Consider the following 19,720-nt stretch of genomic DNA (forward strand, 5'->3'; position numbering starts at 1 on the left):
ATCCACCAGACCATTCAAACATGAAACGAGCGTTTGACAATGCCGGGCCCCGGAGAGCTTCGCACAACGCGGCGGGGCCGCCGCCCACGGACGAACCTGTCTTTTTGCGGTGCCCTCGGCTAGCTTGAACTCAAACCACTGTCCGGGACTCCCCGATGGCGCCGGGCCCACGCGGAAACCGGAACGGATTGAGGGTATCGGCATGCTCGAAGGACACAGTGAAGCGGCGCGCCACCGCCGGGAAACGCCGGAGGTGGGCGACCTGAAGGATTTCGGGGCCGGGGATCTTGCCGCGGCCGGGGGGAAGGGCGCGAACCTGGGGGAACTGCTGCGGATCGGGCTGCCGGTCCCGGCGGGTTTCATCATCAGCACCGCAGGGTTTGCGTCGATGCTCGACGACACCGGGCTGCGGTCCGGGATCTCGGCACTGCTCGATGGCGGGGCCGCGGGACACGACATCCGGACGGCGGTTGGCGCCGTCGCGGTTCCGGCCCCGCTTGCCGGGAAGATCATTGCCGCCTACCGCCGGTTGGGCTCCGGTCCCGTGGCCGTGCGCTCCAGCGCCACGGCCGAAGACCTGCCCGGTGCCGCCTTCGCCGGCCAGCAGGACACCTTTCTGAACGTGACGGGGGAGGCTGCGCTCCTCAAGGCGGTGGTGGCGTGCTGGGCCTCGCTCTGGACGGATCGGGCCATTGCGTACCGGGCGCGCCGGGGCATCGACGAGCGGGGTCTGGGGATGGCCGTCGTCGTCCAGGAGATGGTGCCAGCCGAGGTCGCCGGTGTCATGTTCAGCGCCGACCCGGTAACCGGCGGGCGGGACAGGACGGTCCTGGACGCGGCGGCGGGCCTGGGGGAGTCGGTCGTCTCGGGCCTTGTCACGCCCGAGCACTACGTCCTCGATGCCTCCGGACGGTTGCGGGACTGGAGCCCGGGAGGGGCGGAAACCGTCGTTGAGGCCGCATCCGGCGGCGGAACCAGGCAGCAACCGGGCACGGTGTCCGTCGGCCGGATCCTGGGCAAGGCGCGGCTGGCCGAGCTGGCGGGCATCTCCCGCCGGGCGACCGAGCACTTCGGGACACCGCAGGACATGGAATGGGCGGTGTCCGGGGACAAGGTGCTGGTGCTGCAGTCGCGGCCGATGACCGCACTGCCTCCCGAACCGGTGGTGCTGAACCCCCTGCAGCGGCGGGTGGGACCGTTCTTCATCGAGATGTTCCAGGAACGTCCCTATCCGCTGGATGTCTCCGGATGGCTGCGCTTCGGGATCGTGGGGATGCTGCAATCCATGGCCGGAAGCCTCGGGGTCCGCTTCCCCTCCGTGAGCCAAATGCTCCCCGAGGAGGACGGGGTGGTCAGCCGGCTGGTGGTGCCCTCCCCGCGGCCGACGCTGCGGACGCTGGCGGCCCCATTCTCGGTGATCCGGCGGGCGCGCCGCTTCGATCCGGCAAATTGGCGGGCGGACGCGCGGTTCGCTTCCTTCCTGGCGGACATCGACGAGCTCAATTCCCGGGACCTGGGGCAGCTGGACTGGGCGGCCGTGCTGGCCTTTGCCCGCCGCGCCCTGCGCGCCACCGAGCTGGTCACCCAGCTGCGGGTGTCCTACCTGCCGGGCGCGTTCCTGCCCCAGCTCGGGCTCCGGGCGATGTTGTTGATCCTGGGCAAGCACCGGCTGGCCTCGGCCTTGATCGCCGGTGCCCCTACCCAGACCTCCCGGGGCAACGAGGTGCTGGAGCACCTGGCCGGCCTGGTCCGGAACGACGTGGACCTGGCCCGGGCCTTTGCCGGGCTTTCGCCCCGGGAGCTGCTGGAGCAGTTGGCGGTCGAGCCGGAGTTTGCCGCCTTCGGCAAGGAGTTCGACGACTTCCTCGCCGAGTACGGCCACCGGGAAACCGTCAGCCTGGTGCTCAGCAGCTCCCCGACCTGGATTGATGCCCCCGCCGTCGTGCTCGGGCTGGTGAAGATGCTTCTGGTCGAGCCTCCCGCGACAACCAACCAAACCGGCGAGGCACTCGAGTCCCTGCTGCGCCACCGGGCCCTGCGCGGCCGCCGGTTGCGCACGTGGGCGCTGGGATCCGTGGAAGCCGCCCGGCGGGGGATGGGGTTCCGGGAAGACAGCCACTTTTACCTGACCATGGCACTGCCGCCACTGCGCCGGGCGCTGCTGGAGCTGGGAGCGCGGCTGCGCTCCGTCGGCGTCCTGGACGAGGCCCACGCGGTGTTCCACCTGCGCTTCGAGGAGCTCGCGTCCATTGACGACGGCGGCTCCTTGGCACCCGGGGAGGCGGCACGTTGGCACGGCATCGTGCGTGCGCGATCGGCCAAACGGGAAGAACTTGCCGGTGTCCCGCTGTTGGATCTGGATGCGGCGTTCGCCCCGCGCGCCCCGGAGGGCAACGCATTGCTCAGGGGCACCCCGGCGAGCCGGGGCACCGCCACCGGAACCGTGCGCGTCATCCGGGGGCCGGAAGGCTTCGGTGAACTGCGGGCCGGGGAGATTCTGGTTTGCCCGTACACGAACCCCTCATGGACGCCGCTTTTCCAGCGGGCGGCGGCCGTGGTTGTCGATACCGGTGGCCTGGGTTCCCACACGGCCATCGTGGCCCGCGAATACGGCATCCCCGCCGTGATGGGAACCCGCACCGGCACCAAGGTGCTGGCCGACGGGGACTGCGTCACCGTCGACGGGGGCACCGGACGGATCACCGCTGCCGGCGAGGGCCCCTGACCCCTCCCCGGAGCCCGGACCATTCGTCTTCCTACCAGGGGGAGGGTTCGTAGTCCTTCAGGAAGCAGCCGTAGAGGTCGATGCCGCGTTCCCCGTCGACGATCGGCTGGTACACCCGGGCCGCGCCGTCGATCAAATCCAGCGGCGCGTGCCAGCCCTCGGCGACCATGCGGACCTTGGAATCGTGCGGGCGCTCGTCGGTGATCCAGCCGGTGTCCACGGCGGTCATCAGGATCCCGTCGGTCTGCAGCATTTCCTCGGCGCTGGTGCGCGTGAGCATGTTCAGCGAGGCCTTGGCCATGTTGGTGTGCGGATGCCCGGCGCCCTTGTAGCGGCGGGAGAACTGCCCCTCCATGGCCGAGACGTTCACGATGTACTTCCGGTGCGCGTCGCTCGCCGCCAGGGCCGGGCGCAGGCGCGAGGCCAGCAGGAAGGGTGCGGTGACGTTGCACAGCTGCACCTCGAGCATTTCCAGCGCGTCGACATCGCCCAGGATCTGCGTCCAGGAGTTCTCGGTGACCACATCGGGCACCAGCCCGCCGGCGTCGATCGCGGTGCCCGCGGCAATGCGTTCCAGCGAGGCGGATCCGGCGGTCATCGCGAGCTCGGCAACCGCCTGCGCGTCGTAGGTGGTGGGGGTGGCGGGGACCAACAGCGCCGAGTCCTCCAGCCTAAAGGCGCTGGCCAGCGCGCGCGGGTGCTCGGACGGGGGATTGGCCTCGCCCCATACCTCGGGGCCGCCGGCGGCGAACTCGAGTTCGGCCGGCAGTGGCTGGTTCTCGGACTCGACCAGGTGCAGGTAGGAGTTCGAAGTGCGGCGCACGGTCTGCGCGGCATTGTTGATCAGGATGTCCAACGGGCCCTCGGCGGCGACGCGGTCGGCCAGCGAGATCACCTGGGAGGGGTCGCGCAGGTCGATGCCGACGATGCGCAGGCGGTGGATCCAGTCCGCGGAGTCCTCCAGCGCGGCGAAGCGGCGGGCGGCATCGCGCGGGAAGCGCGTGGTGATGGTGGTGTGGGCGCCGTCACGCAGCAGACGCAGGGCGATGTGCATGCCGATCTTGGCACGCCCGCCGGTGAGCAGCGCGCGCTTGCCGGTCAAGTCGGCGCGGGCGTCGCGGCGTTCGCGTCCGGCGGCGGCGCACTCCGGGCACAGGTAGTGGTGGAAGGCATCGACCGTGGTGTAGCGCTGCTTGCAGATATAGCAGCCGCGCGGCTTGATGTACTCCCCGGCGGTGTGGTCCTCGGTCGGCGTGCTCAGATCCAGACCCAGTGTTTCGTCATCCAGGCGCTGCGGGGAGCCCGTGGCGGTGCGTTCAACGACGGCGCGGTCGGCGGCGTTGATGGCAGAGCGCTTCTCGTTCTTGCGGTGCCGCTTGGCGGCCTTGAACATCTTTCCCGTGGCCCGGCGCACGGCAACGTGGCGCTCGTCTTCGGCGTCCAGGCGGTGCACCTGGCCCAGCACCTTGAGGGCGGCCTGGAGTTCGGCGTCGGTAAAAATCTCGTCGTTGCCGGCCGCATCGGCCGCAGGATAATTCTCAGTCATGTCGACATCTAGTCTACCGGCAGCTCTCCCCGCGGCCGGAACGCCTGATTTGGCGGGCACGGGGCAAACCGGTGCAGGCGGTGCGGGCCTATGAAACAACTATTAAAGTGGAAGGTGAGCGAGGCAATCAACGGGCGCCTGGCTGCGATCCGGTCATTGCGGAACGCCTCTGCGCAGGACCGGGGCTCCGTCCACACCATCCTCAAGGACGGCAACGATCGCGCCAACGCCTTCGCAGAGGCGACCTTGGTTGAAGTCAGAAACACCCTGAAGACTATCCACCGAGGTGGTGCGCGGGCATGCTGGGGCGGTATAAGATTCAGGACCGCCACCCTTGGGCCGGCGGTTCGTGCATCGCGTGTATATCGAAGCCGACGGGACGGTTTGTCTTTCCAGCGGTTCTGGTCGAACCATACCGAAACGCATCAATTGGTTTCCAACGTTCGACGCCGAAGGTGGCCGCGTTGCCGTTTGGTGGAGACGGCCGGACTTCGCCTGCTCGTTATGCTGATGCCGTTTAGGCCAACGCCATTTGCGTGTCCGCCGACGACGCCTTTCGGCTACAGGAAACGTGGCGGATACGAATAGGTCGCATCCGCCACAAATGGGTCCCGACATTGGGCCATGGTCTTCGCGAAGGGTTACTGGTTCTTGGCCTTCAAGGCCGCCAGGCGGGCCTCGATTTCCGAGGGGGCCACGGTTTCCTCGATCGCCGGAGCGGCGGTTCCCTGCTCCAGGATGTTGCTTTCGCCCTTCATCGCCGCCAGGCGGGCCTCGACCTCGGTGGCCTCACCCAGGTCCTCGAGGGAAGCGAACTGTGCATCGAGGGAGGATGCGGCGAGTTCCGCCGCGCCGCGCACGCGCGACTCGTCGGCGCGGATCTTGGATTCGAACCGGTTGATCTCCGAGGTCGGGTCGTTCATGTCCAGGGCCTTGACCGCATCCATCATCTGGCCCTGGGTCTTGGCGTTGCGGGCGCGTGCCACCAGCTCGTCGCGCTTGGCAACCAGCTCCTGGCGCTTGGTGCCCATGGTGTTCAGCCCGGTCTTGAGCTTCTCCACGATCTCGCGCTGCGAGGCGATGTTCGGTTCGGCGTTGCTTGCCTGCTTCTCGCTGGCCATTTGGCGCTGGATGGCCAGGGTCGCTAGCTTGTTGAACTTCTCGGCATTGGTGCTGTCGCCGGCTGCGGTGAATTCCTCGGCCTTGTTGGAGGCAGCCAATGCCTTCTGGCCCCACTCGCGTGCATCGTTCAGGGCGATCTTGTAGTCGTCCTCCAGCATGCGCAGGTTCCCGATTGTCTGTGCGACGGCGGTTTCGGCCTGGGCGATGTTGTTGGTGTAGTCGCGAACCTGCTGGTCCAGCATCTTCTGCGGATCTTCGAGAGCGTCCAGCGCAGCGTTGGCGTTGGACTTACCGATTCGAAACAGTCGTGAAAAAATTGAGTTCTTCATGGGGTGTATCGCCCTTTCATAAGCCGCGTTGCATCAATTCTATGCGACGGCTTGAACCGGCCCAACCGAAGACCATTGTTGTTCGTCCGACCCCCAGACCACAGAATGTCAGTCCTTTTCCGAACGCGATCATGGTTTCCCACAGCCGACCCCGCGATTCTGGTTCCACGAGTGGAAGGATCCCGGGAAGCGCCATCACGCCCAACTATCCCGTAGGCCGTCAACCCGAAAACAACTTGCGAAAGTCTTCCGCACGAGCATCTTTGTTCCCCGTCCGCAGTTTCGCCTCCACAAATTGAGGCCGGCTCGGCCGTGCCCAGCAACGAGGGTCCCGCCTTTCGGAAACGGGACCCTCGCCTGCGCAGCATCCCCACGCGGGATTGCGCCCGACCCAATTGCGCGGGGTGGGGGGAGTCCGCGCACCGAGCCGAACGGTTTAATCGGTGACCCAACCAGCAGTTCGCAAACCGTGACTGGGATTGTTGTCCCTAATCAGACCGTGAAATCAGCATGACCAATGAACCTTGTGAAAAGCTAGTAATGGTGCCACATCCCCTTCTTGAGGGGGTCACTCAAGCCCTCGGTCACGTGGGAAAACAGGTGTCGCCCCCCCTATTTGAGGGGCGCGGCGCTCCCAAGGCAAACAACCCCGGCGGACGCAAAACGACCAAAAGCGCATCGGTTGTTGACTGACGCACTGAGGCGCCGCTCGTCAGGAACTGCAAGTCTGGCAACAGCGACAGGGACTTCCTGAGGGCAGGAGACGGCGTTCAACCGTTGGCACCTTTTCCGTCGTCGTCCACGCTCCTTCGAACCCAGCGCGAACCCGGGCCTTCAGATGCCGCCTCGTCTTGAGGATTGAAGAGGTGGCACTTCGCGAGGGAGAGGCAACCGCAGCCGATGCAATCGTCAAGTGATCCTTGGAGTTTTTCCAGCTGGCGGATTCTTTGTGCCACCAAGAGCGCCCAGTGCGTGCTGAGTTGATGCCAATCGCCCTGGGTCGGCGCCTTGTCCGAGGGGAGTTCGGCCAGTGCCTCTGCAATCTCCGCCAGGGTGAGACCTACTCGTTGTCCTGCGGCAATGATGGCCAATCGCCGCAGGGTGTAGCGGCGAAAGACGCGCTTGTTGCCGGCCGTTCGTTCAGAGGTGATGAGGTTTCGAGATTCGTAGTACCTCACGGTAGGCACCGAGACTCCTGCCCTGCTCGCAACTTCACCGATAGGCAGCATGCTCTTGGGTTTGGCGGTGCTCATGTGCTCATGTTGTCAGGCCCCCAGCTTGACCTCAAGTTAGCTTTAGCTAGTTCCATGGTGCGTACGCGCCGCCCGCAAACAACCACTGAGATTGAGGCTGCCCAGGAAACAGCTCGGCGCGGGAAGTGTCGCCAGCCGATCAACGCATCCTTCTGCCGCACGAATCAAACCGGATTCTTTTGGCTGGAAGTTACGGCCCAAGAATCATCTGACTTCAATGGCATGCCGCAGTACCGGTTCCCAACGGAAGGCAATTCACAAATGAAAATCCGAAACGTATCCATCACGGTCAGTGGCCTCGCGATGGCAGTGCAGTTCTACCGCGAAACCCTGCTGCTGCCGGTCGAATGGACGCCCGCTGGCGCAGATGTCGTCATTGGCTCGTCCCGACTATCGATGGCCGCGGGGGATGGTTTTGACGGCGTCCATCACCTCGCATTCGGAATCCTGCCCTCAGAGTTTGAACGGGCGCACGAATGGCTAGCCCGTCGCGTGTCGTTATTCCAGGCGGACGGCTCCGAGATCATCCCTGGCCCGGATGATTGGAATTCCCGCTCCTTGTATTTTCTCGGTCCCGAAGGCATCATCCTGGAATTCATTGCCCGCGCCGCGGACACATGCACTGATTCCAGCAAGGGTGACAACCCGAGAATCTTGTCGATCAGTGAAGTCGGCCTCGGCGTTGAAGACGTGCTGGACGCCGTGGCAACGCTGTCCGAGGAGTTGGCCATCCCCAACTTTTACGATTGCTCCAGCACCTTCGCATCCATGGGTGGCCATGATGGTCTCCTGATCGTTGTGCACCGGGAGCGGGTGTGGTTCCCCACGGAATCATCTCGACCAGCCCGGGGGTTCCTCACCGTTCAGATCGAGTCACGAGCGAGGAAATCCCGAGTGGATCCCGCCCCAGGAATTTCGATAATCAGCGGGTAGCTTTCCGTCTCCACTAGATGCTCTCTAGTTTGGGCCATGCGGAGTCGATTCACCCATGACACGGTGCCCAATTGAGAATCACGGGAAGGTCGACAGCCGCGCAGCCCCTGTCGGGTGAGGCGGCGTGAAATGGAACGTTGGTTTACCGTGTGGGCTACCTGTTGGGCGTTCCGAAAACCATGGCTTGACGGTATCGTGCGGCCTCCCGGCAAGGGAGTTCCGCACGTCGCCGCTGGTGCACGGTGCCGACCTGCTCTCCGCTTTCTTGCCAATCCGGCGCACTGCTGCTTTGGTGGTTCCATGACCCCGCGACACAACCCCGAAGTCTGGCCCGTGGTGCACGACGAGAGGCTGGCGTTGCTCCGCGATCTGGAGAACCTGTCGGCAAAACAGTGGGAGACACAGTCATTGTGCCCAGGTTGGGATGTTCACGACGTACTGGCCCATTTGACCGACTCCGCAAAGACCACGAGGTGGGGATTTATCCGGCGCATGGTCCTTGCGGGCTTCGATTTTGACAAGGACAACGCCGTCGGCATCGCCACGCAGCGGTGCGTAGACCCTGCCCAAACCCTGGCTGGGTTCGGCGATGTGCTCGGGCGCACGAGCACCCCGCCTGCGGCACCGGCCACGCGACTGGTCGAGGCGTTCGTGCATGGGGAAGACATTCGTCGTCCGCTGGGCATGCGCGGCGACTATCCGGCTTCCCCTGTCGCCAAGGCCCTGGCCTACCAACTGCGGACGAGCGTCAAGATGGGCGGCGGGAAGGAACGTGCCGCGGGATACACCTTGGTCGCCACCGACACGACCTTCGGGCACGGTGCCGGCCAGGAAGTTCACGGGAAGGCGATCTCCCTGCTCCTGGCGGTTTCGGGGAGGCCCGTTGCCCCCGACGAACTCACCGGTCCGGGAGCCGAAGCGTTCGTGGAAAGAACGCGCGGCTAGACGCAACCTGCAACAAACCCGAAAGGGCGGCGCGGGCCGGGGCAGTTGCTTGCCCGTTGGTCCGCGCCGCCCTCCCGTCGGGAGCGCGTGCCGGCGACTACTTCTTGGCCGCCTCGTGTGCTGCCTTTTTGGCTGCCTTTTCCCTGGCGATCAGCACCTTCTCATCCACGGGGGCATCCGCGCTGGCGCGCAACCGACGATAATATTCGGCCGCCTCGTCCTGGCGCTCCTGCTCGGACCCGTCGGCGATCTTCGCCCGAAGGTGCTCTGGGCCATAGCCGAAGGCATCGACCAAACCCTGGGCGTGTGGGCGCAATCGGTCCAGCAGGATGTTGATGTATCCGGAAAGAGTGCGGGCACGCTGCATCGACAGGCGTCCGTTCATCAGGTACCAGCCGAGGTTCCCCTCGATCAGGGACAGCGCGTAAACATCTCGCAGCCAGGTCAGCACCGTGCGGGTGCCTGCATCCGTGGTCTGGGCCAGGGCCCGGGTGAAGGCTTCCCAACGCAGGAGTTCGCCATGCGCGCGGGCAGCGGCGATGAGCGCGTCCTGCCTCTCGTTGAAGGCGGCAGCCGCGGTAGCGCGGTCCTTGGTGGAGACCCCGCGCAACGCGTCCGCGATCTCCGCGACCATGGTATTGATCCGGTCTGTGAGCAGCGCCCGCTGGTTGGCCTCGTCCTTGAAGAAGTTCGCGCTCTTGCGCTCATCCCCGGTGTCGGCGAAGGCCTGGCCAACCGAGCGCAGCCCGGTGCGGTGCAGTGCCACGTTCTCGGCCTGCTTGACGACGTAGCGGGCCAGGACCCCGGCGTCGAGCTTGCGGAATTCCTGCCCGTAGTCGGTGAGCAGTCGCTTGCCGACCAGCTGCAGCAGTACGTTGTTGTCGCCCTCGAAGGTGACGTAGATGTCCAGGTCCGCGCGCAGGGAGGTGAATCGGTTTTCGCCAATGAACCCGGCGCCGCCGCAGGCCTCGCGGGCCTCCTGCAGGGTGTCCAGGGCGTCCCAGGTGCTCAGCGGCTTCAATGCCGCGGCAAGGGTTTCCAGGTCCTGGCGGTCTTCGTCGGTGTCGGTAATCCCGGAGAACACCCCGTCGAATTTTTCCAGCAGGTCCTCGTGGGCGAAGGAAGCTGCATAGGTGCGGGCCAGTCGGGGGATCAGCCGGCGTTGGTGGCGCTGGTAGTCCATGATCGTTTCCTCCCGGGTATCCGAGGAGGCGTTGAACTGGCGGCGCTGGTTGGCGTAGGTCACCGCGATCTGCAGGGCGATCTTCGAGGCCGCGGTGGCGGCCCCGTCCAGGGAAACGCGGCCCTGGACCAGGGTGCCGAGCATGGTGAAGAAGCGGCGGCCGGGGGAGTGGATCGGCGAGGAATAGGTGCCGTCCGCGGTGACGTCGCCGTAGCGGTTGAGCAGGTTGGTGCGGGGGATGCGCACGTCGGTAAAGTGCAGCCGGCCGTTGTCGATGCCGTTGAGCCCGCCCTTGAGCCCGTCGTCCTCGCCGCCGACTCCGGGCAGGAAACCGTTCTCGTCGCGGATGTCAACGTAGAAGGCATGCACGCCGTGGTTTACCCCGCCGGTGATGAGCTGGGCGAACACGGTTGCCGCCTTGCCATGGACGCCGGCGTTGCCGAGGTATTCCTTCCAGGCCGCCTTGAAGGGCGTGTTGATCACGAATTCCTGCGTGTCCGGGTCGTAGGTGGCGGTGGTGCCGATGGAAGCGACATCCGAGCCGTGCCCGATCTCCGTCATGGCGAAGGCGCCGGGGATTTCCAGGGACATGATGCCCGGCAGCCACTTGTCGTGGTGCTCCTTGGTGCCCAGGTGCAGCACCGCGCAGCCGAACAGCCCCCACTGGACCCCGGCTTTGATCTGCAGGGACGGGTCGGCGGTGACCAGTTCCTCGAAGCTGGCGACGGATCCGCCGTGGTTGTCCTCCCCGCCCAGGCGCTTGGGGAAGGCGCGGTGCACGGCCTTGGCGTTGACCAGCTCGTGCAGCTGGGAGAAGACGCGTTCGCGGTGCTCGTCCATGCCCAGGCCCGGGATGCCGCGCACGGCCTCGGTGCCGGCCAGGGCGCGGGCTTCCTTGCGGATGGCTGCCCAGCGGCCCAGCAGCTGTTCGCCGAGGGCCGCCACATCGACGGTGGCGTCTGCGGTGTCAAGGGTCATTTGTTCCTGGGTCACTGGCGTATCTGCCTTTCGGTTGCGCTGCCCTCGCGGTGCGGGGTAACTGTCTTGGGGTTCGTTGTGGTTGGTGCCGGCGTCTGTGTGTGCCGTTGCCGGCGGCCATTTGGTTGCGTTCAGGGTCGTTCTGCTTGCGCCTGGTGGGCCACGCCGTGCGTGAGCCAGTCGGCAATGCTTTGGGCGAGTTCCTCGATGCCTGGCCGTTCCTTGGTCTCCGGTGCGCGCAGCCACAACTCGCCGGCGGCCCGCACCATGCCGATGGAGGCGCGCGGCCAGAGCTCAAGGGCGGGGCTGGCAAGCTGACCGGGGGCGATTCCCATGTAGGCGTGCATGCGTTCGCGCATCATCGAGGTCAGTTCGTCGAAGAAGTCGTTCAGCGCGCCCTCGCGCATCCGGCCACCGGCACCGGCCGGGTCGGTGAGCACGTCGACCGAGGGGCTGGCGGTGACGAAGAAGTAGATGTTGGGCGAGTTCGAGGCCATCTGCAGGTAGGCGAGCATCATGGCATGCAGGGCCTCGCCGTTGCCGTTGGACTTGCGTCCCGCAGCGATGACCCCGGCACGGAAGCGCTGGATGACGAATTCGCCCACTGCGTGGCGCAAGCCGTCCTTGTCGCCGAAGTAGCGGTAGAACACCGGCTTGCTGGTGTTGGCGTGCGCGGCGATGTCCTCCATGGAGGCGTTGGGCCCCAACTCGTGAATTGCACGCCGGGCGAGCTTGATCAGTTCGATGCGACGGGCCGTGCGGTGTGCGTCCCAGCGTGCCGAGCGGCGGTCGGTGCCGGTATCGCCCTGCTGTGCCATGGGGACTTCGGTGGTTGGGTTCTTCACGTTACCCAGCGTATCAGGTACGCTGGGTATCAGTAACCCATCTCACATCTGCGCCAGGAGCCCCACAGCATGTCCGAACCATTGCAAGCCATTCGTCCGGCCGTCGTCATCGGCGGGAACCGCATCCCCTTCGCACGATCCAACGGCGCCTATTCCAGGGCCAGCAACCAGGACATGCTCACCGCCGCACTTGACGGACTCATCGCACGCTTCGGACTGCAGGGACAGCGCCTGGGCGCCGTCGCCGCCGGTGCGGTGCTCAAGCATTCCAAGGACTTCAACCTGGTGCGCGAATCCGTGCTGGGCACCTCCCTTTCCGCGCAGACCCCCGCCTACGACGTGCAGATGGCCTGCGCCACCGGCATGGAGGCCATCGGCTCGCTGGCCAACAAGATCAAGCTCGGACAGATCGACTCGGCCATCGGCGGCGGCGTGGACACCACTTCCGATGCACCGATCGCCGTCTCCGACGGACTGCGCGCGGTGCTCATGGATATCTCCCGCGCCCGCTCCACCAGCGCCAAGCTCAAGGCACTGTCGAAATTCCGCCCCCGCGACCTGGCCCCGAACGCACCGGGCACCGGCGAGCCACGCACCGGCCTGTCGATGGGCGACCACCAGGCGATCACCACCAAGGCCTGGGACATCAGCCGCGAGGCGCAGGACGAACTCGCCCTGGCCAGCCACAAGAATCTGGCCGCCGCCTACGACAGGAACTTCTTCGACGACCTCATCACCCCCTTCGCCGGGGTCTCCCGGGACAACAACCTGCGCGCAGACTCCACCCTTGAAAAGCTTGCGACCCTGAAACCCGCCTTCGGCAGGAACCTGGGAGCCGCGGCAACCATGACGGCCGGCAACTCGACGCCGCTCACCGACGGCGCCTCCGCGGTGCTGCTGGGCTCTGAGGAGTACGCCCGCGAAAACGACCTGCCGATGCTGGCGAACTTCGTGGACTTCGAGGCCGCCGCCGTGGACTTCGTGCACGGTGCCGAAGGGCTGCTGATGGCCCCGGCCTACGCGGTGGCCCGGATCCTGAAGCGCAACAACCTCACGCTGCAGGACTTCGACTTCTACGAGATCCACGAGGCCTTCGCCGGCACCGTGCTCTCCACGCTGGCCGCCTGGGAAAACGAAGATTTCTGCAAGAACAAGCTGGGCCTTGACGCACCGCTGGGGTCCATCGACCGCAGCAAGCTCAACGTCAACGGCTCCTCGCTGGCCGCCGGCCACCCCTTTGCCGCCACCGGCGGTCGCATCGTGGCCACCCTGGCGAAGATGCTTCACGAAAAGGGTTCGGGCCGCGGCCTGATCTCCGTGTGCGCCGCAGGCGGGCAGGGCGTCGTGGCGATCCTGGAGGCACGCTGATCATGGCCGACAAGTACCTGGAGCTCGTGAACTCCGGCTTCACCAAGAAGCTCGCCAAGTCCCTGGGCCTGCCTCGCCCCTCGATCCTGCGCCGCCACGTGCCCGGCGCCCCGTTGCTGCCCGGCCCACTGTTGTTGCTGGGCAATTCGCCCTCCACGCAGGAACTCGCCGACACGCTGCTGGGCTGGGGCCTTGACGTGCGCCGGCACGCCGTCGGGGTGTCCACGCTCGGCGGAATCCTCCTGCTGCTCGACGATCTCATTGCCCCGGAGGGGCTCTCGGCGCCCATGCTCGCGGCCGGGCAGGCGCTGCGCCAGCTCGCCCCCGGCGGACGCGTGGTGGGCATCAGCCGCGCCGCGCTTTCCACCGACGCACCCGCGGTCGCCGCCGTGCGCCAGGGCATCGACGGTGCATTGCGCTCGGTGGGCCGCGAGTTGCGCGGCGGGGCCACCGCCAACGGGGTCGTGCTCGGCGAGGGCGTTGCCCCCACCGCACCCTCGGCGCTGGCGGCCCTGCGCTTCCTGCTCTCGGGCCGCAGCGCCTACGTCAACGGGCAGTTCCTGGCCATCGACTCTGCCGAGGGGAAGCTGCCGGAGGACTTCGGCAGGCCACTGGCCGGGAAGGTCGCCGTGGTCACCGGTGCCGCACGCGGCATCGGTGCGGCCATTGCCGCCACGCTGCACCGCGACGGCGCCACCGTGGTGGTGGTCGATGTCCCGGCCGCGGGTGACGCGCTGGCAAAGGTCGCCAACCAGGTCTCCGGCACCGCCTTGCAGTTGGACGTGACCCGCGCGGACGCCGGGGAGAAGATCATCGAGCACGCCCTGGCGCGGCACGGGCACCTGGACATCGTCATCCACAACGCCGGGATCACCCGCGACAAGCTGCTGGCCAACATGGACGCCGCGCGCTGGGATTCGGTCATCGCGGTGAACATCTCCTCGCAACTGGCCATGAACGCGGCATTCCTCGCCGCCGACCTGCCGGGGCTGCGCATCGTCTCCCTGGCCTCGACCTCCGGCATTGCCGGGAACCGCGGGCAGACCAACTACGCGGCGTCCAAGGCCGGGGTCATCGGCATGGTGCGGGCCTCCGCACCCGCCTTTGCGGCCAAGGGCGGCGGCATCAACGCCGTGGCGCCCGGCTTCATCGAGACCGACATGACCGCCAGGATCCCGGTGGCCACGCGTGCCGTGGCCAGGATGCTCATGCCCTCGCTGATGCAGGGCGGGCTGCCTGTCGATGTCGCAGAGGCCATCGGCTTCCTCGCTTCCGACGCGGCGGCGGGCATCAACGGACGCACCCTTCGGGTGTGCGGGCAGTCGCTGGTGGGGGCATGAGCGCGCGCACGCGGGTGGTGCTCGATGCTTCCCCGTCGCTCGGATCGCTCTATGCCAAGGCCGCCGGCGCGCGGCTTACGGCCCTGTTTCCGGGTTCCAAGACGGCGGGAGGCGCGCTGCCGGAGGTCGAGCACCACCTGGAGGGCTTGCAGGTCGATGCGGCCAAGCTGATTGCCTACCAGCGGCTGATGGGGGACACGGTGCGCGATGAGCTGCCCAGCGTGTTCGTGCACGGGATGGTGTTCCCGCTGGCAATGTCGGTGATGGTGCGCGAGGACTTCCCGCTGCCGCTGCTGGGCATGGTCCACCTGGCCAACCAGGTCACCCACCTCCGGCCCATATCGCCGGGCGCCACGCTCTGGGCCACCGCCCGTGCCGTGAACCTGCGCGAGCACCGCGCCGGCACCCAGCTTGACCTGGTGGTCGAGGCCGGCGAGGGTGCCGATGTGGTGTGGCGCGGGGTCTCCACCTATCTGGCACGCGGGGTGTGGCCCGGGGCCAGGCCGAGCGCCCCTGCGGCACCGAGGCCGCCGCGGGACAATCCGGAACGCACGGCGTCGTGGAGGCTTGCCGCCGACACGGGACGCGCCTATGCGGCGGTGCTGGGGGACTACAACCCGATCCACCTCTCGGCGGCCTCGGCCCGGGCGCTGGGCATGAATCGCACGATCGCCCACGGCATGTACCTGGCCGGGCGCGCGCTGGCTTCAGCGGCACCGCACGGTGTCGGCTATGACTGGGGGATCGAGTTCGCCACCCCGGTGTTCCTGCCCTCGAGCGTCGATGTGGCCATCCGGGTCGGCGAGCGTGAAACGACATTCAGCGGGTGGGGTGCGCGCAGCGGCAAGCCGCACTTCAGCGGATCGGTCGCCGCGCACGGGAAGGTGCCGCCCGCCGGGGACTAGGTCAGGCAACACACCGCGGGCCGGGAACTGGTGGGGGGCTTTGTGGAAGACTCGAGTTGTTCCCGGCCCGTCGAAAGGTGCAGCCCGCCATGCAGAAGCGTCGACCAGTCGAGATCGGCATCGAAGACTACGCGGACTTCCTCCCGCCTGGCAGGCGACTGCCGCTTGTTTCCCCGGACTCGACGTGGTGGTTCTGGAAGAACCATCGGGTCCACCTCTCCAGGTTCAGAAATCCGGACGCCGCGGTGCGCTTGCTTGTCGTCCACGGCGCGGGAGCCCATGGCGCAGCGCTTTGGCCCGTCGCCGCCCTTCTGGCCGGCGGCCGGGTCGACATCACCGCCGTCGACCTGCCGCTGTACGGGAGAACCGTCAAGGGATCGCGCCACACGGTGGTGTACGAGGATTGGATCGCACTGCTGGTTGACCTGCTGACGGCCGAGGACGACGGACGGCCCGTGGTGCTCTTCGGTGCAAGCATTGGCGGGTTCCTTGCTGTTCAGGCGGCTGCCGCCTCTCACGGCGTCGCCGCGGTCATCGCCACCTGCCTGCTGGATCCGCGGGATCGGGGGACCCAGGCGGCCCTAACGCGCTTCGGGTCCTTCGCGACGCCCTTCATGCCGTTGCTCTCGTTGGTGAGGGGACCCGTGGCCCGGATCCCGGTGAAGATTTCCTGGATTGCCGACCTGGCGCGCATGGGCCGGGACCCCGCGTTGGGGCGCCTCTGCGCCAGGGATCCACGGGGAGGCGGCGCATGGCTGCCGCTGGGGTTCTTCGCTTCCTATCTGCGGCACCCGCACACCCAGGCCCGAACCGTGCCGCTCGAGGTGCACCTCATGCACCCGGAACTCGATCAGTGGACACCGAAGGCACTGAGCGAGCGCACCCTGCGTACCCTGCCCGGCCCCACCGGCAGCCGGGCGTTGCGCGGTTGCGGCCATTTCCCCCTCGAGGAACCCGGGCTGCAGGACCTTCTGGACGGCCTCGAGGAAGTGCTTACCGACGCGGCATCCGGCCAAGACGCGACGCCGGGCTGAGGGACACGCGGTCCCTCGGGACCGCTTCGGGATTCAGCGACCGCCGGCCGGGCGCAGCATCGCACCGGAATAGGAAGACAGCGCGGCGGCGGCCGTTTGTTCCCAGCCGTGCGCCGCGGCGAATTCGGCAGCCTGCCGACCCAGCCGTCGGCGCAGCGGCTCGTCGGTCGCCAGCTTGGCCAGTGCCACGGCCCACGCGGCAGGCTCGGAACCATCGACCAGGATGCCGGTGCGCCCGTCCTGCACGGCATAGGGCAGCCCGCCAACGCGATGGGCCAGCACCGGGGTTCCGCAGGCCTGCGCCTCGAGGGCCACCAGGCCGAAGGATTCGCTGTAGGAAGGCACGGCCACCACGTCCGTGCTGCGGAAGGCCTCGGCCAGATGCGCGGCGGGCATCGGCAGCGAGAAACTCACCAGGTGCTCCACCGCTTCGGCCTCGACGAGCTTTTGCAGGTTCAGCTCCTTGGACCCCGAGCGCGCCCCGATGACCGAGAGCCTCACGTCCAGGTCGGGCCGTTCGCGGGCGAGGATGCCGAGGGCCCGCACCAGGATCTGTGGGCCCTTGAGCTTCTGGATGCGGCCGGCGAAGAGAACGCGCAGCGAATTCGGCGCGCTCCCGGGGTGCTCGCACACCCCGGGGTTGAAGACGCCGAGGTCCACGCCCGGCTCCACCACGTCCAGCGTTTTCGCGTCGGCGCCATAGAGGTGGATCAATTCCTCGACCTCGGCCGGCGTGTTGGCAGTGAGCCGGTCTGCCTGTTCGCACAAGAGCATTTCGCCGCGAATGCGGGCACCGGATTCCTCGGTCTGCGCCGAGATCTTCTTGACCTTCCCCATGGTGTGCATGGTGTGCACCAGCGGAACCTGCCACGCATCGCGCAGGTGCAGCCCGACGATTCCGGAGAGCCAGTAGTGCGAGTGGATCGCGTCGTAGGGGGCAAGCGTGGCGGCATAGTGCCGGATCGCCAGTGCCACGTCGTCCAGGTGCTCGGCGAGTTCCTCCTTGCTGAGCTTGCCGGCGGGTCCTGCCTGCACCTCGTGGCAGGTGAATCCGGGCGCCACCTCGACGGCGCGGGTTTCACCGGCGCCGCGGACAAAGACATCGACACAAACCCCTTGCTCGGCCAGCGCGAGTGACAGATGGCGGATGTACACGTTCATTCCGCCGGCGTCCCCGGACCCCGGCTGTTCCAGCGGGGAGGTGTGCAACGAAATCATCGCGATGCGCTTGGGAGGGGTCGTGGTTGTGGACATCGGTGCTCGGTCGCCTACTAACGCGCTGGTTGGTTCAAGGGTGCTGGCGTGCCGCCACGTGTGGTGATCGGGCTGGCAAACACCATCATCCTACGCAACGCCACTCACCGCAGAGCCTATTGTCCGAACGGGAGAGAATCACGCATTTGTTCCGATCGATATGACCCTGCTCACAAACTACGCGGTGGTGCGGGGTTTTTCGCCCCAACGGGCGCAAATAGCCTTGTAAACCCGGGGTTTTTAGCCAATGGAACCCCCGAATTGAAGTGCGCCCCAAACCCGTGCTAGAGTCTTATCTCGCCGCGGACAACGGAAACAAAGTTCTTCACGAACTTCTTCCGGTGCAGCGGCCACCAGCGAGGGTGGCGGAATGGTAGACGCGCTAGCTTGAGGTGCTAGTCCACGTAAGTGGGTGGGGGTTCAAGTCCCCTCCTTCGCACGGATCAACCCCCGACCAGACGAAAGTCAGGTCGGGGGTTTTCTCGTACCCGAAGGAACACGCTCGTCGACACGGGCCTATCGCAGCCCCTCGCGCGTTGAACACATACCTCGATAGGGTGGAGGCAGATCGACCCACCACCACGAGAGGCAGAAGGATTCCCCCATGTCAGCTGCGCAGAATGCCCCGGTCACCGTCGTCGCCGAGGATGAGGTTGCCGGCATCTGCCAGGCACTGATCCGGATCGACACCACCAACTACGGCAACAACGAGGGCGCGGGGGAGCGCAAGGCCGCCGAATACGTGGCCGAACTCATCGCCGAGGTTGGACTCGAGGCCACGGTGCTGGAATCCGCCCAGGGCCGCGCCAACGTCGTCACCCGCATCGAAGGCACCGACAGGTCGCTGCCCGCCCTGATCGTCCACGGCCACCTGGACGTGGTGCCGGCGTTCAAGGACGAATGGTCGGTGGACCCCTTCGGCGCCGAGATCAAGGACGGAATGATCTGGGGCCGCGGGGCCGTGGACATGAAGGACATGGACGCGATGATCCTCGCGGTGATGCGCGAGATGCAGCGCACCGGCACCCGTCCGCGCCGCGATCTCATCTTCGCGTTCTTCGCCGACGAGGAAGCGGGCGGTGACTACGGAGCGCGCTGGATGGTCGATAACCACCCCGAGCTCTTCGAGGGCGCCACCGAGGCCATCAGCGAGGTCGGCGGCTTCTCCGCCACCATCGACGGCAAGCGTGCCTACCTGCTGCAGACAGCCGAAAAGGGCATCGCCTGGCTCAAGCTCACCGCCGCGGGACGCGCCGGGCACGGATCCCAAATCAACGATGAGAACGCGGTGACCCGGCTGGCCGCCGCCATCACCCGCATCGGCGAACACGACTGGCCGATCTCCTACACTGACACCACGCGCGCCTTCCTTCAGGGCGTCTCGGAGATGACGGGGATCGAATTCACCGACGACAACCCGCAGGTGCTGCTGGCTGAGCTGGGAAACGTGGCGCGCTTTGTCGGCGCCACCCTGCAGAACACGGCCAACCCCACGGTGCTCTCCGCGGGCTACAAGCACAACGTGATCCCCGGGGCCGCCGAGGCGCTGCTGGATGTCCGCACCTTGCCGGGCCAGCACGAACTGGTCATGGAGACGCTGCGCACCCTGGCCGGGCCGGACGTCGAGCTCAGCGCGCTTCACCTTGACCGCGCCTTGGAAGTGCCATTCGCCGGGAACCTCGTCGATTCCATGGTGGCGTCGCTGGGGCGCGAGGACCCGGAAGCGGTGGTGCTTCCGTACATGCTCTCCGGCGGCACCGACAACAAGGCACTGTCCCGCATGGGCATCACCGGCTACGGATTCGCCCCCCTGCGCCTGCCGGCGGAACTGGACTTCACCGGCATGTTCCACGGCGTCGACGAGCGGGTCCCGGTCGATTCGCTGAAGTTCGGCACCCGGGTGTTGCGCGACCTGCTGACCACCTACTGACAACAGCGCAATATGCCCCCGAAGCACCAC

At 66.7% G+C, this 19,720-nt stretch carries 14 protein-coding genes and 1 tRNA gene; 9 read left to right on the top strand and 6 right to left on the bottom strand.

Translation table 11 applies throughout. From position 1 onward, the window contains the following. The first annotated feature begins 202 nt into the window (after positions 1-202). Positions 203-2,725: a PEP/pyruvate-binding domain-containing protein gene (locus OIU93_RS17045; protein WP_264271254.1), complete on the top strand. Its 2,523-nt coding sequence runs from the start codon at positions 203-205 to the stop codon at positions 2,723-2,725. A 31-nt stretch (positions 2,726-2,756) separates the two neighbouring features. Here the strand turns inward: OIU93_RS17045 and OIU93_RS17050 are convergent, their stop codons facing one another. From OIU93_RS17050 to soxR, 3 genes are all read right to left on the bottom strand, one after another. After that, on the bottom strand, positions 2,757-4,271 hold the full coding sequence (locus OIU93_RS17050) for an SDR family NAD(P)-dependent oxidoreductase (RefSeq protein WP_264271255.1): 1,515 nt from the start codon (positions 4,269-4,271) through the stop codon (positions 2,757-2,759). A 641-nt stretch (positions 4,272-4,912) separates the two neighbouring features. After that, the gene (locus OIU93_RS17055) at positions 4,913-5,722 is read right to left on the bottom strand and encodes a PspA/IM30 family protein (protein WP_264271256.1); all 810 of its coding nucleotides are present in this window, start codon (positions 5,720-5,722) and stop codon (positions 4,913-4,915) included. Between the two features lie 770 nt (positions 5,723-6,492). Then, positions 6,493-6,975, bottom strand: coding sequence for a redox-sensitive transcriptional activator SoxR (soxR, locus tag OIU93_RS17060; protein ID WP_264271257.1), 483 nt, complete (start codon positions 6,973-6,975; stop codon positions 6,493-6,495). 54 nt (positions 6,976-7,029) lie between these two features. Between soxR and OIU93_RS17065 the strand changes: the two genes are divergently transcribed. Next, positions 7,030-7,908, top strand: a complete 879-nt coding sequence (locus OIU93_RS17065; protein WP_264271258.1) for a VOC family protein — start codon at positions 7,030-7,032, stop codon at positions 7,906-7,908. A gap of 300 nt (positions 7,909-8,208) precedes the next feature. Continuing rightward, a complete protein-coding gene (locus tag OIU93_RS17070) occupies positions 8,209-8,853 on the top strand; it encodes a maleylpyruvate isomerase family mycothiol-dependent enzyme (RefSeq protein ID WP_264271259.1) in 645 nt (214 codons plus the stop codon). A 97-nt stretch (positions 8,854-8,950) separates the two neighbouring features. Here OIU93_RS17070 and OIU93_RS17075 read toward each other — a convergent pair whose 3' ends face one another. Both OIU93_RS17075 and OIU93_RS17080 read right to left on the bottom strand, forming a co-directional pair. Then, positions 8,951-11,014 (bottom strand): acyl-CoA dehydrogenase, encoded by a 2,064-nt coding sequence (locus OIU93_RS17075; protein WP_264271295.1) that lies wholly within the window; start codon positions 11,012-11,014, stop codon positions 8,951-8,953. Between the two features lie 131 nt (positions 11,015-11,145). Further along, positions 11,146-11,859, bottom strand: coding sequence for a TetR/AcrR family transcriptional regulator (locus OIU93_RS17080; protein WP_264271260.1), 714 nt, complete (start codon positions 11,857-11,859; stop codon positions 11,146-11,148). A 69-nt stretch (positions 11,860-11,928) separates the two neighbouring features. On the opposite strand from OIU93_RS17080, the gene OIU93_RS17085 reads away from it, so the two are divergent. The 4 genes from OIU93_RS17085 (at position 11,929) to OIU93_RS17100 (ending at position 16,506) form a co-directional block, all read left to right on the top strand. Continuing rightward, positions 11,929-13,227, top strand: a complete 1,299-nt coding sequence (locus OIU93_RS17085; protein ID WP_264271261.1) for an acetyl-CoA C-acetyltransferase — start codon at positions 11,929-11,931, stop codon at positions 13,225-13,227. Between the two features lie 2 nt (positions 13,228-13,229). Beyond that, positions 13,230-14,567: a 3-oxoacyl-ACP reductase gene (locus tag OIU93_RS17090; RefSeq protein WP_264271262.1), complete on the top strand. Its 1,338-nt coding sequence runs from the start codon at positions 13,230-13,232 to the stop codon at positions 14,565-14,567. Next, a complete protein-coding gene (locus OIU93_RS17095) occupies positions 14,564-15,472 on the top strand; it encodes a MaoC family dehydratase (RefSeq protein WP_264271263.1) in 909 nt (302 codons plus the stop codon). Before OIU93_RS17090 ends, OIU93_RS17095 begins: the two co-directional genes overlap by 4 nt. A gap of 89 nt (positions 15,473-15,561) precedes the next feature. Continuing rightward, positions 15,562-16,506 (top strand): alpha/beta hydrolase, encoded by a 945-nt coding sequence (locus OIU93_RS17100; RefSeq protein ID WP_264271264.1) that lies wholly within the window; start codon positions 15,562-15,564, stop codon positions 16,504-16,506. Positions 16,507-16,539: 33 nt separating this feature from the next. On the opposite strand, the gene OIU93_RS17105 is transcribed toward OIU93_RS17100, so the two are convergent. Next, positions 16,540-17,760 carry a glycosyltransferase gene (locus OIU93_RS17105; RefSeq protein ID WP_264271265.1) on the bottom strand — a complete coding sequence of 407 codons (1,221 nt, stop codon included), beginning with the start codon at positions 17,758-17,760 and terminating at the stop codon, positions 16,540-16,542. Between the two features lie 356 nt (positions 17,761-18,116). Here OIU93_RS17105 and OIU93_RS17110 point away from each other — a divergent pair. Together OIU93_RS17110 and OIU93_RS17115 are read left to right on the top strand one after the other, a co-directional pair. Further along, positions 18,117-18,199 (top strand) — tRNA-Leu (locus OIU93_RS17110). Between the two features lie 165 nt (positions 18,200-18,364). After that, positions 18,365-19,690, top strand: a complete 1,326-nt coding sequence (locus tag OIU93_RS17115; RefSeq protein WP_264271266.1) for a M20/M25/M40 family metallo-hydrolase — start codon at positions 18,365-18,367, stop codon at positions 19,688-19,690. The last annotated feature ends 30 nt before the right edge of the window (positions 19,691-19,720 follow it).

The sequence above is a fragment of the Paeniglutamicibacter sp. ZC-3 genome, from assembly GCF_025847175.2.
Lineage (GTDB): Bacteria > Actinomycetota > Actinomycetes > Actinomycetales > Micrococcaceae > Paeniglutamicibacter > Paeniglutamicibacter sulfureus.

What these genes read in the sequence shown, in the direction of transcription:
- OIU93_RS17100 (WP_264271264.1), top strand. Translation starts at nt 15,562, where the DNA reads ATGCAGAAGCGTCGACCAGTCGAGATCGGCATCGAAGACTACGCGGAC.
- OIU93_RS17070 (WP_264271259.1), top strand. Translation starts at nt 8,209, where the DNA reads ATGACCCCGCGACACAACCCCGAAGTCTGGCCCGTGGTGCACGACGAG.
- OIU93_RS17075 (WP_264271295.1), bottom strand. Translation starts at nt 11,014, where the DNA reads ATGACCCTTGACACCGCAGACGCCACCGTCGATGTGGCGGCCCTCGGC.
- OIU93_RS17105 (WP_264271265.1), bottom strand. Translation starts at nt 17,760, where the DNA reads ATGTCCACAACCACGACCCCTCCCAAGCGCATCGCGATGATTTCGTTG.
- OIU93_RS17065 (WP_264271258.1), top strand. Translation starts at nt 7,030, where the DNA reads ATGGTGCGTACGCGCCGCCCGCAAACAACCACTGAGATTGAGGCTGCC.
- OIU93_RS17085 (WP_264271261.1), top strand. Translation starts at nt 11,929, where the DNA reads ATGTCCGAACCATTGCAAGCCATTCGTCCGGCCGTCGTCATCGGCGGG.
- OIU93_RS17045 (WP_264271254.1), top strand. Translation starts at nt 203, where the DNA reads ATGCTCGAAGGACACAGTGAAGCGGCGCGCCACCGCCGGGAAACGCCG.
- OIU93_RS17095 (WP_264271263.1), top strand. Translation starts at nt 14,564, where the DNA reads ATGAGCGCGCGCACGCGGGTGGTGCTCGATGCTTCCCCGTCGCTCGGA.
- soxR (WP_264271257.1), bottom strand. Translation starts at nt 6,975, where the DNA reads ATGAGCACCGCCAAACCCAAGAGCATGCTGCCTATCGGTGAAGTTGCG.
- OIU93_RS17050 (WP_264271255.1), bottom strand. Translation starts at nt 4,271, where the DNA reads ATGACTGAGAATTATCCTGCGGCCGATGCGGCCGGCAACGACGAGATT.
- OIU93_RS17115 (WP_264271266.1), top strand. Translation starts at nt 18,365, where the DNA reads ATGTCAGCTGCGCAGAATGCCCCGGTCACCGTCGTCGCCGAGGATGAG.
- OIU93_RS17055 (WP_264271256.1), bottom strand. Translation starts at nt 5,722, where the DNA reads ATGAAGAACTCAATTTTTTCACGACTGTTTCGAATCGGTAAGTCCAAC.
- OIU93_RS17090 (WP_264271262.1), top strand. Translation starts at nt 13,230, where the DNA reads ATGGCCGACAAGTACCTGGAGCTCGTGAACTCCGGCTTCACCAAGAAG.